This window comes from Arcobacter sp. YIC-80 (genome assembly GCF_044841725.1).
GTDB lineage: Bacteria > Campylobacterota > Campylobacteria > Campylobacterales > Arcobacteraceae > Arcobacter_B.
The window spans coordinates 134,169-149,984 of record NZ_JBJBSI010000005.1 but is presented as its reverse complement, the minus strand read 5'-3'; the positions used below and the strand labels follow the sequence as shown (position 1 = coordinate 149,984).

The window sequence follows — 15,816 nt, the reverse complement described above, 5'->3', positions numbered from 1 at the left end:
GACTTTGTTGCAAAAAGGTAAAAATTGAAAATATTAGAAATTAAAGATTTATCATTTGAATATACTAAAAGTAGTAAAGTATTAGAAGATGTAAATCTAGAGATAAACAGTAAAGATTTTTTAGCAATTATTGGACCAAATGGTGGTGGAAAATCAACACTTTTAAAGCTTATTTTAGGCTTATTAAAAACAAAAACTGGCTCAATAATAAAACATGTAAAAAATGAAGAAATAGGATATGTCCCACAAAATACAAACTTAAATATTGATTTTCCAATAACTGCTTTAGAAGTAGTTTTAATGGGGCATATTACAGCTAAAAAGAGAATATTTGGTTATGCAAAAGAAGATATAGAGTGTGCAAAACATTCACTAGAGCAAGTAGGTATGAAGGGTTTTGAAAATAGAAAAATTGGAGATTTAAGCGGAGGGCAAAGACAAAGAGTATTTATAGCACGAGCTCTTTGTTCAAATCCAAGAGTGATTTTACTTGATGAACCAACTGCAAGTATTGATGTAAAAGGTCAAAATGAAATTTATGAATTACTAAAACAATTAAATAAAAATATTTGTATAGTTGTAGTAAGTCATGATATCTCAGTACTTTTAAATTACGCAAAAAAAGTTGCTCATGTAAATAAAAATTTGGTTTACCACTCTTTAGAAAATATAAAAAATGATATAGATACAACAGAAGAACACCTTTGTGAAGTGGAGTTATTATCTGCTTTAGGTCAGAAAAAAGATTGTTGTGAATATACACTACATAAGGCAATGAAATGTTAGAAGCTTTACAATATGATTTTATTCAAAATGCTTTATTTGCAGGAGTTTTAATCTCAATCGCTTCTGGTATTATAGGTTCTTTAGTTGTTGTAAATAGACTTACATTTTTAACAGGTGGAATAGCCCATAGTTCTTATGGTGGGATAGGTCTAGCTATTTATTTAGGAATACCTGTTTTATTTGGAGCTACAGTTTTTGCGATAATTACAGCTGTAATTATTGCTATGCTTACACTAAAAAATAGAAATAGAGCAGATTCAATTATTGGTTTAATGTGGGCATTTGGTATGGCTTTAGGAATTATTTTTGTTGATCTTACTCCTGGGTATAATGTGGACTTAATGTCTTATTTATTTGGTTCAATTATTGCTGTATCAAGTGGTGATGTTTTATATATGAGTATTTTAGATATCTTTATTATTTCAATAGTTATGATTTTTTATAAACAAATATTAGCTGTATCTTATGATAATGAATTTGCTTCTTTACGAGGGATTAACACTAAGTTTTTTTATACACTAATTTTGATTTTAGCATCACTTTGTGTAGTGGCTGCTATAAAGGCTGTAGGATTGATTTTAGTAATAGCATTACTTACAATTCCAACATATTTAGCTGAAAGTTTTGCTTCAAGACTTTCATCAATGATGATAATCAGCTCAGCTTTAGCTACACTTTTCACTATTATTGGATTAGGGATATCTTACTATTATGATATTAGTTCAGGAGCTAGTATTATTATTTCAGCAGTAGTTATTTTAACTGTTGTAAAGTTAATTAGAAAATAAGTGAAAAAATTTAGATATAATCTAAATAAAATTTAAGAACGGAATTACCATAAATGAATGAAAAAATAGAAGTTGGGAAAACTAACACACTAAGAGTTAATAGAGTTACAGAGTTTGGACTATTTTTAATAGCTAAAAATGAAGAAGAGGTATTACTTCCAAATGCTTATATAGAAAAATCTATGGAAGTTGATACTTTTGTAGATGTATTTATTTATACAGATAGTGAAGATAGACTTGTAGCTACTACATTAAAACCTTATGTATATTTAAATGAGTTTGCATCTTTGGAAGTTGTGGATACTACACGATTTGGGGCTTTTGTTGATATTGGTTTATCAAAAGATATTTTAGTACCTAAAAATAAACAAAGAAGTTCATACACAATTGGTGGATATAAAGTACTTCAATTACAACTTGATGAAAAAACAAATAGACTTATTGCTAATGAAAAGTTTACTTTAGAAAAAAATATTAAAAAGTTTGAATTAAACGATGAGGTTGATATCTTGGTTTATTCAAAAACTCCTTTAGGTTTCAAAGTTATAGTAAATCATAAAACCGAAGGAATGATTTTTCATAATGAAATATTTGAAAATATCAAAATTGGAGATAGAAAAAAAGCTTATATAAAAAAAGTAAGAGATGATGGTAAACTTGATATTTCTTTACAAAAAATAGGTAAAAAAGTTGATGATGAAAAAGTTGTAGATATTTTAAATCAAAACAATGGATTTATGAATTTTACATATAAAAGTGATGCTCAAGATATAAAAGATATTTTTGGAATGAGTAAAAAAGCATTTAAAGCAACTTTGACAAAACTACTTAATGAAAAAAAAATAGTATTAGAAGATAATGGAATAAGAGTCAATTAGTAACACCCTTTTAATTGATAGGTCTTAATTAAGACAAATTTTATCCTATTTTATTATAATGCAATAAATTAATTAAACAAAAGGACTAATATGGCAACAACTAATTTAAAAGGTAACCTTGTAAATTTAGCTGGAAATGAAGTAAATGTTGGTGATAAAGCACCAGTTGTAAATGTAGTAGCAAAAGATTTATCAAATGTACAAGTTGGTGGAGAAACTGGAAAAACTCAAATTGTAGTAGTAGTTCCATCTTTAGATACTCCTGTATGTGCTGCTGAAACTAGAAAATTCAATGAAGAAGCTGCAAGTATTGAAAATGCAGAAGTTATTGTAGTTTCTATGGATTTACCATTTGCAATGGGAAGATTCTGTACAACAGAAGGAATTGAAAACGTAACTGTTGGTTCTGATTTTAGAGCTAAAGAGTTTGCTAATGCTTATGGTGTTTTAATTGCTGATGGTGCTTTAGCTGGTGTTACTTGTAGAGCTGCATTTGTAATTAATGCTTCAGGAGAGGTTACATTTAAAGAAATTTGTCCAGAAATTACAGAAGAACCAAACTATGCAGAGATTTTAGAAGCTGCTAAAAACGCATAATTATAAAACTTATTAAAAACTAAACATATCCTTTACACTAAAGTAATAAAATTATTTTATAAAACGTGTAAAGGATACCTATGAATATTATTAAAAAACCATCTTGGCAACTAAATGAAAATGAAGTAACTCCTAAAGAAATATTTGATAAAAGAAGAAATTTTTTAAAGTTAGGTGCAGCAAGTCTTGTTGCTAGTGGAGCTATTTTAGAAACTCTAGCAAAAGATAATATTCCTGTAAAAAATTTAGATTATTTAAAAGACTCAAATCCAAATAATTTAAAATTAAATACTTATGAACAAATTACAACATATAATAATTTCTATGAATTTACTACTTCAAAAACAAGAGTAAAAGATTTAGCTAGAACTTTTGATACTTCAAATTGGAAAATTGATATTGATGGTTTAGTTGAAAAAGAAATAACACTTGATCTTGACGATTTAATAAAAACTATGAGTTTAGAAGAGCGAATATATAGATTTAGATGTGTTGAAGGCTGGTCTATGGTAGTACCTTGGATAGGTTTTACATTAAAAGATTTAATCAAAAAAGTAAAACCTCTTTCAAGTGCAAAATATGTAAGGTTTGAAACTCTACATGATGAAGAACAGTTTCCAGATCAAGCAAGAGGAATATTTTCAACTATTACATACCCTTATGTTGAAGGGCTTAGAATGGATGAGGCTATGAATGATTTGACTTTAATGGCAGTGGGACTTTATGGTTCAAAAATGCCTAATCAAAATGGTGCTCCTATTAGACTTATTGTTCCATGGAAATATGGATTTAAATCAATAAAATCAATAGTAAAAATTTCATTTGTAAAAGATGAACCTCTTAATAGTTGGCAGGAACAAAACTCAAGAGAGTATGGTTTTTATGCAAATGTAAACCCAAATGTAGATCATCCAAGATGGTCTCAAAAAAGAGAAAGGGTTCTTGGTAAGTTTTTTAAACAAGACACTCTAATGTTTAATGGCTATGAAAAAGAAGTAGCACATTTATATAAAGGAATGGATTTAAGAAAGTTTATATGATGAAACGATTAGCAATTCACACAATATTAGTTTTACCTTTTTTATATTTACTAATTCAACTTTTTATTGTAGAAGTAAATGATCCTGTAAAATATATATATACAATAAGTGGAATAACTGCAACAGTAATACTGTTTTTTTCAATTACTATTTCACTTATAAAAAGAAAAATAAATCTTATGAAATATAGAAGAGCAATTGGTTTGTGGGGATTTTTTTATGCTTTAGTTCATACGGTTAATTTTGTGATATTTGATGCACAATTTGATATATATTTTATATTTGAGGAGACTTTAGATAAGCCATTTATTTATCTTGGAGTGATTGCGTTTTTGATTTTGATATTTATGGCAATAACTTCTACTAAAAATCTTTTTAGAAAATATGGAAAGTATCATACTTTAGTTTATTTGGCATTGGTTTTAATTACTATTCACTTTGTAATGGCACAAAAAAGTATCGATATTGATTTATTTTGTTATATCGTAGTAATTTTGATAATCGCATATTACAAACTTTTACAAGTAATTGTTAGAAATAGTAAGGTTATTTAAAATATTAACTTTTGGTTAATCTTTTATTATAAATTAGTTAATCATGAGTCTGTATAATTTTAATATAGATAGGTTGACGCAGCGACTTATTTATGTAAGTATTTTTAAGATAGATTTCTTAAATATAAATAATTTTTTTTATGTTTCCTTGTGTAAAAGAGGTGTCAGAAATGGCACCTCTTTTTTTTTCTAAAAATCTTCCTTCTTCAATAAGTCTTAATTAATTTATGCTAATATTCACAAATGACAAATCCTATTAAAAAAAACATATAAAATATGCCATTATCAAATCTAAATGAAGAACAACTAGAAGCCGCAACTTGTGATAGAGGTTTTAATCTTATTATTGCTAGTGCAGGAACTGGAAAAACATCTACAATTGTTGGAAGAATAGCAAATCTTATTAATAATGGTGTAGAGCCTAAAGAAATACTTTTATTAACTTTTACAAACAAAGCAGCAGCTGAAATGGTACAGCGTGTGGGTAAGTTTTTTGGTAAAGATGTAGCCAAACAAATTATGGCCGGAACTTTTCACTCTGTTTCATATAAACTATTAAAAGAGTTAGAAAAAAATATAACTTTAAAGCAACCAAATGAATTAAAAACTTTGTTTAAATCTCTTTATGAAAAAAGAGTTTTTTATGAAAGAGAAGAGGGAGTAAATCCTTATGATGGTGGATACCTTTATGATATGTATTCACTTTACCTTAACTCAAATGAGGGTGAAGGCTTTGGGGAATGGGTAAAAAATAAGAATCCAGATCATGAACTTTATGTGATGATATATGAAGATGTAGTTTTAGAATTTAATGACCTTAAAAAGAAATATGGTTACGCAAATTTTGATGATTTACTAACTATTATGTTAGAAACTTTAGAAGAAGAAGAGTTTGATTTTAAAGAAATTTTAGTGGATGAGTACCAAGATACAAATCCATTACAAGGTAGACTTTTAGATGGGTTTAGACCAAAGTCTCTTTTTTGTGTAGGAGATTATGATCAAAGTATTTATGCTTTTAATGGCTCTGATATTGGTATTATTTCAACTTTTTCAAGTAGATATGATAAAGCAAAAGTATATACACTTAGAAAAAATTATCGATCTTCAAAACCAATACTTGATTTAGCAACAAAAGTAATAGAACACAACGAAAGAATTTATGAAAAAAATCTTGAAGTTATGAGAACTCAAACAAACCATAAACCAAGGCTTTTAGCTTTTAATGAGCTTTTTTCACAATATCATTATATTTCAGAGTTAATCTCTCAAACAGATACACCTCACAATGAAATAGCTATAATATTTAGAAATAATTCAAGTGCAGATGGTATTGAAGCTAACTTAAGAGAGTTTTCAATTCCTGCAAAGAGAAAAGGTGGAATGTCCTTTTTTGATTCTGTTGAGATTAAGTTTATTCTTGATATGTTAGTTATGCAACTTTCACATAATGATATGATGGCTTTTATTCACGTGCTTGAGCATGGGAAAGGTATTGGAAAAGCAATTGCTAAAGATATTTTTGATGCTTTGATAAAACTAGGTCATGGAGACTTATTTAAAGGTTTATTTTCACCTGATCAAGATATACGAAATCCTTATGAATCAAATAAAGTTAAAAACATACAGTTAGGTTTATTTGATGATTTTATTGAATTAGGGTCAGTTTCAAAGTTTAAAGACTGTGGCTTTGAAGAAGCTTTTTTAGGTAATCCAATACTTAAACATCCTAAACTTTCTGTTGATGGAGCTAAATATGTATATGATTTTTATTTACTTTTAAAGCATTTAAGAAGAAGTCGAAATCCTGAAACATTAACTACAAATATTTCTTCATCAATGATGTATTCAAAAATAAAAGAGATATTAGCAACAAAAAGAGCTACTCAAAAAGATGGAACAATAAATGTAATACAAAAAACAAAAGCTTTAGCAAAAATAAATAGAAAAATCATGCTTTTAAAAAATCTATCTAGAAACTTCAATGACTTATCAAAATTTGTAAATTCAATGATTTTAGGTGGAAGTGAAATGAGTGAAGGAGATGGAGTAAATCTTTTATCTGTTCATGCTAGTAAAGGCTTAGAGTTTAAAGAAGTTTATGTAATAGACCTTATGGATGGTAGGTTTCCAAATAGAAAACTTATGAGTAAAGGTGGAAGTATAGAAGAAGAGAGACGACTTTTCTATGTAGCAGTTACCCGAGCAAAAGACATACTTTATTTATCTTTTGCAAAATATGACAAAATAAAAAAACTAACTTTTGTAGCAAGCCCATTTTTAAAAGAAGCAGGCTTAGTAAAAGGTGATGATGATGAAAAAATAGCAGGTGATCCTCAAATATAATATAAGGAAAAATTAGCTATAATCGCGCATATTTTAAAGAAAACATAACATTATAAATAGGAAGTTTTATGAGTAACAAATACGAACCATCAAAAGTTGAAGATAGCTATTATAAGATTTGTGAAGATAGAGGTTACTTCGAAATCGATGGAAATAAAAATATACAAGAACTAGATGAAAATGGGAAACAAAAAACTTTCTCAATCATGATGCCCCCACCAAATGTAACAGGTTCATTACATATTGGTCATGCTCTTACATTTACATTACAAGATATTATTACTAGATATAAAAGAATGGACGGGTTTAAAACTTTATGGCAACCTGGAACAGACCATGCTGGTATTGCTACACAAAATGTTGTTGAAAAACAACTTTTAGCTGAAGGTACTACTAAAGAAGAAATTGGTAGAGAAAAATTCTTAGAGAGAGCTTGGCTTCAAAAAGAAACTTCTGGTGGGAATATTGTACACCAAATGAGAAAACTTGGTGTTACTCCTGCTTGGAAACGTGAGAGATTTACAATGGATGAAGGTCTTAAAGAGGCTGTTAAAGAAGCATTTGTATCTCTTTACAATGATGGACATATCACTCAAAATAACTATATGGTAAACTGGTGTACTCACGATGGTGCATTATCTGATATTGAAGTTGAGCATGAAGAAGTAAATGGTAAGTTCTACCACATGGTTTATAAATTTGCAGATGGTTCTGGAGAAGTTCAAGTTGCAACAACTAGACCTGAGACATACTTTGGGGATAGTGCTATTATGGTACATCCTGATGATGAAAGATACACTGATATTGTTGGAAAAGAAGTATTATTACCACTTACTGATAGAAAAATCAAAGTTATTACAGATTCTCATGTTGACATGGAATTTGGAACAGGTGTTGTAAAAGTTACTCCTGCACATGATCAAAATGACTACGAAGTAGGGAAAAGACATAACTTAGAATTCATAAAATGTTTTGATGAAGCTGGTATTTTAAATGAATACTGTGGAGAATTCCAAGGATTAGAGAGACTTGAAGCTAGACCAGTTATCGTAAAAGCATTAGAAAATGCAGGGTATATTGTAAAAATCGAAGACCACGTACATCAAGTAGGTCACTGTTATAGATGTAAAAATATTGTTGAGCCATTTATTTCTCAACAATGGTTCTTAAGTGAGAAAGTTGCACAATCTTCAATTGAGAAAACAAAAGCACACAATAATTTCCACCCACAACACTGGATTAATTCATATACTGCTTGGATGGATGAGTTAAGACCATGGTGTATCTCAAGACAATTATGGTGGGGACATAGAATTCCTGTATTTACTTGTGATTCTTGTAATCACCAATGGGCTGATAAAGCAGATGAGCCAGAAGCTTGTCCAAAATGTGGAAATAAACACTATACTCAAGACCCAGATGTATTAGACACTTGGTTCTCTTCTGCTTTATGGGCTATGTCACCACTTGGTTGGGGAAATAATGGAAAATTACCTGAACTTTATAATTTAGAGCAAGATATGAAAGACTTCTATCCAAACTCTTTATTAATCACTGGATTTGATATTATGTTCTTTTGGGTTGCTAGAATGATGATGATGGGTGATCACTTCCAAGGAGAATTACCGTTTAAAGATATTTATATGCACGCACTTGTAAGAGATGAGCACGGTGCAAAAATGTCTAAATCAAAAGGTAATGTAATTGATCCACTTGATATGGTTGAAGAGCATTCTGCTGATATTATTAGATTTACACTTGCATACCTTGCAGTTCAAGGAAGAGATATTAAACTTGGTGCTAAAAACTTAGAGCAGTTTAGAAACTTTACAAACAAACTTTATAATGCTTCTAATTTCTTAACATTAAATGTTGATACATTTGAAGATTTAAAAGATATTGAGATTCAAACAGCACTTGGTAAATATATGCAATCAAGACTTGCTCACGCAGTTGAGGATGTAAGAGAAGCTTTAGAAGCATTTAAATTTAATGAAGCAGCGTCAATCCTTTATAAATTTGTATGGACTGAATTCTGTGACTGGGGTATTGAGTACTCTAAAGCTTCAAAAGAGTCTATTTCTGAACTTGGAGCAATTTTTAAAGAGACACTTAAATTAGTATCTCCTTTCATGCCATTTATTTCAGATTTTCTATATCATAAATTATCAGGAACTTCATTAGAAGAGGGAGCTGATTCTTTAATGGTAACAAATTATCCAAAAGATATTGCAAAAGATGAAGAGACAGAAGCTATGTTTGAAATCATAGAAGAAGCAATTACAGCATTAAGAAGAGCAAAAGTTATTATTGATATGGGTAACTCAAAAATTGCTAAAGCTTATATAAAATTAGATAAACAAATTGATACACAACTAGCAAAACCATTTATTGAAAAACTTGCAAAAGTTGAAGAGATTGAGTTTGTAAATGCAAAAGTTGAAAACTCAATTACAGATGTATCTGATAATTTAGAAGTATATTTACCAACAAGTGAAATTGATATGAGTCCAATTATTGATAAATTAACTAAACAAAAAGAGAAAACTCAAAAAGAATTTGATAAACTAAACGGAATGTTATCAAATGAAAGATTTGTAGCAAATGCACCTGAGGCAGTTGTTGCAGAGAATAAAAAAGCATTAGAAGACGCAAAGACAAAATTAGAAAAAATTGAAAATGAATTAAAAGCTATTTCTTAATAGCTTTTAATAAAAAGGGCTTGAAAATGAGATTTAAAACAGTACTAAAAATTTGGTTATTAACACTATTTATTTTTCTTTTTCAAGGCTGTAGCTTAAATCAGTCCTCTTTGTCTAGTGTTATTCAAACTAACTCAGCAACTTTAGTAGCTACTTATAGAAATGAAGTTTTAAAAGATTTAAAAGAGTATAAAAGAAAATTAGATTTAAGAAATCCATACTCTTATAATCAAAAACTTTCAAAAAATATATATACACAAATATCTTCAAAGCAAGACTATATAAATATAATTCAAGATGGTTATAAATTAGAAACTGCAAATGAGTATTTATACTATGCTTTTACTCAAAATGATATAGAAAATAGAAATGATTTTTTAATACTTGGAATGTACAAATTAATTTACAAAGCCTTTGATTTAGAGAATAAACATCAATTTGTAGCTAGTCAATATAATAAAAAATATATGCAAGAGCTTTATACTTATTTACAAGTTATAAGGTGGAAAGTTAGACATGATAAAGATTTTAAAGGGGAGTATCTTTTTAATACTTGGCAGAATAACTGGCAATTAGAACTTATGAAAAAAGATAGTAATAATTTAAATATAATTAAAGAACTTGAATATATAAAAAATAAAAAAGAATCAATTTTTAATCATTCTAATTTTACTTTTGAAACTTTAATGGAAAGACTACTTTTAAATGTAAAGTATTCCTTAAGACAGGTTGATGTAGAACCCTATGAGTTAAGTATTTCTGCTATAAAAAGTTTTGCATTTATAATATAAAATTATATAAATAGAAGTTCTTTTATTATAAAATATAATAAAATATAATAAAAGAACACAAATGAACTACAAAAAAGATACTTACAAATTTATGTGGACCTTTGCCATTTTTTTGGTAGTGTCAATCCTTTTACTAAGCTTTTATATTATAAAAAAAGAGCAAACTTTAACTAATGAAATTTATGAATCACTTGTAAGTGATATTAAAAAAAGTACTAAGACATTAATAAATAATAAAAAAAATGCAAATACAGCAATATCAATTCCTCTTGTACGAGATACTCATATAATAAATGCAGTAAAAGAAAATACTTTTGATAATTTAGATTTAGAACTTTTGTCTTTGCAGTTGAAAGAAAACACTAATTATAAAAATTTGTGGTTACATATATTTGATTTAGATGGAAAATCACTTTATAAATCTTGGTTAAAAAATGAGAATGATTATCCCATAAATAATAAAAAAATAAATTTAGAAGAAAATAAAATACTTAAATTTATTGAAGTTTATGAATTTGGATTAGGTTTTAAAGCTTTAGTTCCTATTGTTTACAAAGATAAGACAATAGCTTATTTAGAAACTATTACTAAATTTAATTCAATATCAAAAAGTATAGATTCTCATGGTTTTAAAGCTATTGTAATAGCAAATAAAAAATATAAAGATAAGATAATTTATCCTTTTTCTAAAAAGTTTGTAGGTTCATATTATGTAGCTAATGTAGATGCCTTAGATAAAATTTTAAATATTTTATCTGAAAGTATTATTGATGAGTTATTAAAAGTTGATAATTATACAATTTTAGAAAATTTTTTATTTACAAAAGTGAAGATAGAAAATGACGCAGGTTATATTCTTTTATTTAAAGACATATCTTCAATTGATACACAAACAATAAGTGATTTTAAAAAACAAGTATTTTTATTGGCTATATTTTTATTGATTATATTAATTTTTATAGTAGTTGTTTACTCTTATAGAAATTATATGAAAAACATGAATAAATTAAATAAAAATTTAATAAGAAGTGTTAGAAAGATAAAGGCTCAAAAAAATAAAACACAACTTTTATTAGATTCCCAATTAAATATAATTGTAATAACTGATGGAGAAGAAATAATAGATTCAAATCAACAATTACTAAACTTTTTTCCAGAGTCAAAAACCTTAAAAGAGTTTAAAGAAAAATATACTTGTGTATGTACATTATTTGTTCCTTTTGAAAATGATGATTCTTATGTTTTAGAACAAGACTATGATGGTTTAAATTGGGCTGAATATGTTTTGGCAAATCCTACTAATTCTTTCAAGGCTGCTATGTATAATAGTAAAAATGAATTAAGACATTTTAAGTTAAATGTATCTCAAAATAATGTAGACAGTTTTATAATAGTTACATTAACAGATATAACCAATGAAATAAAACTGCAAAAAGAAGCAAAGCAAAAAGATAAACTTATTTTTCAACAAAGTAAAATGGCTTCAATCGCTCAAATGCTCAATAATATTGCACATCAATGGAGACAACCTTTAAATGTGATTACAACTTCTGCTAGTTCAATTCAACTATATAAACAACTAGGAAAATTAACTGATGAGGAGCTTAATAAGTCTTGTGTCTTGATTGTAAATAAAGCCAAATATTTATCTAATACAATTGAAAAATTTAGAGATTTTTTTGAGGTGGAAGACTCTTATGAGAAAGTGAAAATTAGTAAATTAGTGGGAGAAACTTTAGAATATATTGATTCAGTTATAAAAGAGAATAAGATAAATCTTGAGTTTGAAATACAAGAAGATTATAAAATAAAAGTTTATGAAAATGAATTTAAGCAAGCTTTATTAAAAATATTGGAAAATGCAATAGATTCAATAAATAGAAATAAAGAGTATAAAATAAAAGTAATCTATGTTAGTATTAAAGATTGTAAATTAATCATAAAAGATTCTGGAAAAGGAATCGACCCTTCTATAATGGAAAAAGTCTTTGATCCATATTTTACTACAAAACATAAAGCACAAGGTGTAGGACTTGGTTTATACATGGTGCAAGAAATACTTACTAAACAGATGAATTTTAAGATAGATTTTAAAAACACACAGTTTAAATATAGAAATAAAGAACTTACTGGTTTAAAATTTATAATTAATTTAAAACAAGAGAATTAACTCTTGTTTTTTCTTAGCTTATGAGTGATTGTATAAAGTACAGGTAAATATATTAGATTTAATATTGTTCCCCAAGCTAAACCAAAACCTAAAGCAATAGCTATGGGTTGAAAAATTACTGCTTGACCTGTTGGGAAGAAAATAAGAGAACTCATTCCAATAAGTGTTGTAATAGTTGTAATAATAATTGGTCTAAATCTTTTTGTTGCTCTTTGGAAAATTTCATCTAAAGTTTTTGCTTTTTTAAGATATGTCATCATAATAATACCATCATTAATTACAACCCCTGCTAATCCTAAAGCTCCAATCATAGATGGCATTGACAAATTTAATCCCATGATTTTATGTCCTAATAAAACTCCTAAAATTGAGAAAGGAATAATACTCATAACTATAAAAGTTTCCCTAAATGAGTTAAATAAATAAAGCATTGAAAGCATGATTAAGATTAAAGCTAAGGCAGTTGCTAATAACATATCATTTTTAAGGTTTTTCTTCTTTTCTGCTTCACCTTTTAGTATTACTCTGATACCATTTTCTTCTATTTTATCTAATGTAGGTTGTATTTTGTCAAGCACTTCTGTTGCTGTGATAACATCTGGATCTACATTTGCATAAATGTAAAAGTTTTTTTCACCTTGATCTTTTATAAGTTGTTCAAAAGCCCTTATTGTATTTATTTCTACAACTTCATGCAATAATACATAAGTTCCATCATTTAAAGGTATTTGAGAGTTTTTAAAACTTTCAAAATCATCTTTATTTTTAGATTTTATTTTTATGTCAAGCATTTCTTTTTCATCAAAAGAAACACCTTTTTTCTTTAGTAAATACAAGTTTGAAAGATATGAACCTATAAAAGATTCACTAAGTCCTAATGATTCTCCATAGTTGTTTACTTTTAGTTTTATTTCATCTATTCCAAATTTTAAAGAATTTGATACTGATTTTATTCCTTCAAGGTTATTTATTTCTTCATGTAAACTTTCAATTGTTTTTATGATTTTTTGGTTGTTATTTGAAACTAGACCAATTTTTATATCTGATTTTACAGGGCCTACTTTTCTTTCTAAAACAGAAATTTCTTCTAAGTTGTAGTATTCTTTAAATTTTTTCTTTTCAATAAATTTTTTAATTTTACTAGCTATTTGTTTAGATTTTTCAGTTCTTTCTCTACCCTCTTCATCATAATAAAAGCTAAGATTTGGAGTTACATATTTATCTAAAATATTTGCAGGTTTTAGTTTTTTAAGCTCGATAGTCATATACATAACATAAGGAAAATTCTCAGTATTTCCTCCTACATCTCTTCTAAATCCAGCAACTGAATCTATACTTTTTATTGAAAACTCTTTTTCTTTTTTCATAAATTCTTGCTCAATTTTTTGAACAATTTCAAAAGCTTCTTCAAGACTTGTATTTGAGTTAGCTTTAAGTGTTATTTTTACATCCGAAGCATCAAATTTAGGAAATAATTGGAATTTCGAACTAGTAAATTCATAATAAGTAAAAAGAGGTACCATTATGATAAATATAGTTAAAAAAGTTTTTTTCCAGTTCATAAAAAAGTGAATAATAGCACTATAAACCTTATTTGCTTTTTCCCAAGAAGTAACTTTTGCACCATTTTTTAAAGTATGTGCGGCATGAATTGGTAAGAAAATAAAAGATTCAATTAATGAAGCTACAACTAAAGCACTAAGTGCAATAGGAATTAACTTCATAACTTCTCCCATTGTACCACTAATCATAAGTACAGGCAAAAAAGAAAATAGAGTAGTTAATGAAGCAATAGTAACAGGTTTTACCATTTCACTAGCACCCATAATAGCTGCTTGTTTTGGAAGGTGTCCTTCTTCTATGTGTTGTTGTATATTTTCACTTACAACAATAGCATCATCAACTACAATACCAATAGCAATTAAAACTCCTACTAAAGATATCATATTAATTGTATAACCACTAAAATACATATAAATAGCTGCAATTACAAAAGATGTAGGAATACCTATTGCTATAATAATTGACATTCTAAAGTTAATTAGAATCATCACTAAAATAGTAATAAGAATAATTCCTAAAAGAATATTAGATACTACAATATTTAATCTATCTGCTATTCTCTCACTATTATCATCTGCAATACTTATATTTATATCTGAATTTTGTTTCTCTAAATTTGAAAGTAGTTTTTTTATTTCTTTTACAATAGTTAGTGCATCAGCACTTTCACTTTGTTCTATAGCTAAAGATAGGGCATTTTTCCCATTAAATGAATAAAGAGTAGAGGCGTCTTCATACTTTTTTGATATAGTTGCTATATCTTTTACATATATATTTTTATTACTTACTTTTATAAGAGTATTTCCAAAATCAACTGCATTTTTTGCACCATTGTTAGTCGATACATAATAATGTTTTTTAGGATCTTCTATTTTCCCAACTGGAAAAATATATGATAATGTTGATATGGCATTAAATATTTCATTTTTGTTTAAGCCTAAAGCTTCGATTTTTTTATCATTTAATAAAACTTCAAAGTATTTATCAGAATCTCCATAAATTGTAATATCATTAACACCTTCAATATTTAAAATTTTACTTTTTAATTCATCTGCAAAAGGTTTTAACTCATCTGTACTATATTTTGAAGAAGTAAGTGAAATATCAAGTACAGAACGACTTCTTTCAAGTACATTTACACTGGGTTCATCCATATCAGAGGGTAGGTTGGATTTAACTAATGTGATAGTATCTTTAATTTTATCAGCTTCGTTGTATTTATTTTTACCTTTTTTTAATTCTAAAATAATAGAAAAACGACCTGGTGATATTATTGTAGTCATAGTATCAACACTATCAAGGTTTTTAAGATTATCTTCAATTTCAGCAACAGCCATTTTATCTAAAATATCAACAGAAGCACCTATGTAAGATCCTCTTATTGAAATCATATCAAGTTCAAAGCTGGGAAAAATTTCTTTTGCAGTTTTATTATAAGACCAAATTCCAATGGCAAAAACTAAAATAAATAAAGTATAGTTTACTCTTGAGTTATTTACAAAGAATTTTAATAGTTTATCAAACATTTATAACCTTTTTATCTAATAAAAAAGAATTATATTATAGGTTTATTAATCTAGTATTAACGTCTTTTTCTTCTT

General features: G+C 27.2%; 11 protein-coding genes. 10 read left to right on the top strand and 1 reads right to left on the bottom strand.

Annotation, left to right across the window (positions count from 1 at the left end; translation table 11 throughout):
- Positions 1–24 precede the first annotated feature (24 nt).
- The 10 genes from ACH5BK_RS08815 (at position 25) to ACH5BK_RS08770 (ending at position 12,652) form a co-directional block, all read left to right on the top strand.
- Positions 25–786 carry a metal ABC transporter ATP-binding protein gene (locus ACH5BK_RS08815; RefSeq protein WP_404306511.1) on the top strand — a complete coding sequence of 254 codons (762 nt, stop codon included), beginning with the start codon at positions 25–27 and terminating at the stop codon, positions 784–786.
- A complete protein-coding gene (locus tag ACH5BK_RS08810) occupies positions 780–1,574 on the top strand; it encodes a metal ABC transporter permease (RefSeq protein ID WP_404306509.1) in 795 nt (264 codons plus the stop codon). Before ACH5BK_RS08815 ends, ACH5BK_RS08810 begins: the two co-directional genes overlap by 7 nt.
- A 53-nt stretch (positions 1,575–1,627) precedes the next feature.
- Positions 1,628–2,452: a S1 RNA-binding domain-containing protein gene (locus ACH5BK_RS08805; protein ID WP_404306507.1), complete on the top strand. Its 825-nt coding sequence runs from the start codon at positions 1,628–1,630 to the stop codon at positions 2,450–2,452.
- A 90-nt stretch (positions 2,453–2,542) separates the two neighbouring features.
- On the top strand, positions 2,543–3,049 hold the full coding sequence (prx-suh, locus tag ACH5BK_RS08800) for a thiol peroxidase Prx-SUH (RefSeq protein ID WP_404306505.1): 507 nt from the start codon (positions 2,543–2,545) through the stop codon (positions 3,047–3,049).
- Positions 3,050–3,129: 80 nt separating this feature from the next.
- Positions 3,130–4,089: a protein-methionine-sulfoxide reductase catalytic subunit MsrP gene (gene msrP, locus ACH5BK_RS08795; protein WP_404306503.1), complete on the top strand. Its 960-nt coding sequence runs from the start codon at positions 3,130–3,132 to the stop codon at positions 4,087–4,089.
- Positions 4,089–4,643, top strand: a complete 555-nt coding sequence (locus tag ACH5BK_RS08790) for a sulfite oxidase heme-binding subunit YedZ (RefSeq protein ID WP_404306501.1) — start codon at positions 4,089–4,091, stop codon at positions 4,641–4,643. Before msrP ends, ACH5BK_RS08790 begins: the two co-directional genes overlap by 1 nt.
- 276 nt (positions 4,644–4,919) lie before the next feature.
- On the top strand, positions 4,920–6,989 hold the full coding sequence (locus ACH5BK_RS08785) for an ATP-dependent helicase (protein WP_404306499.1): 2,070 nt from the start codon (positions 4,920–4,922) through the stop codon (positions 6,987–6,989).
- 68 nt (positions 6,990–7,057) lie between these two features.
- The gene (locus tag ACH5BK_RS08780; RefSeq protein WP_404306497.1) at positions 7,058–9,691 is read left to right on the top strand and encodes a valine--tRNA ligase; all 2,634 of its coding nucleotides are present in this window, start codon (positions 7,058–7,060) and stop codon (positions 9,689–9,691) included.
- 26 nt (positions 9,692–9,717) lie between these two features.
- Positions 9,718–10,482: a hypothetical protein gene (locus ACH5BK_RS08775; RefSeq protein WP_404306495.1), complete on the top strand. Its 765-nt coding sequence runs from the start codon at positions 9,718–9,720 to the stop codon at positions 10,480–10,482.
- A gap of 61 nt (positions 10,483–10,543) precedes the next feature.
- Positions 10,544–12,652 (top strand): sensor histidine kinase, encoded by a 2,109-nt coding sequence (locus tag ACH5BK_RS08770; RefSeq protein ID WP_404306494.1) that lies wholly within the window; start codon positions 10,544–10,546, stop codon positions 12,650–12,652.
- Here ACH5BK_RS08770 and ACH5BK_RS08765 read toward each other — a convergent pair.
- A complete protein-coding gene (locus ACH5BK_RS08765) occupies positions 12,649–15,741 on the bottom strand; it encodes an efflux RND transporter permease subunit (protein ID WP_404306493.1) in 3,093 nt (1,030 codons plus the stop codon). The genes ACH5BK_RS08770 and ACH5BK_RS08765 overlap by 4 nt on opposite strands.
- Positions 15,742–15,816 lie beyond the last annotated feature (75 nt).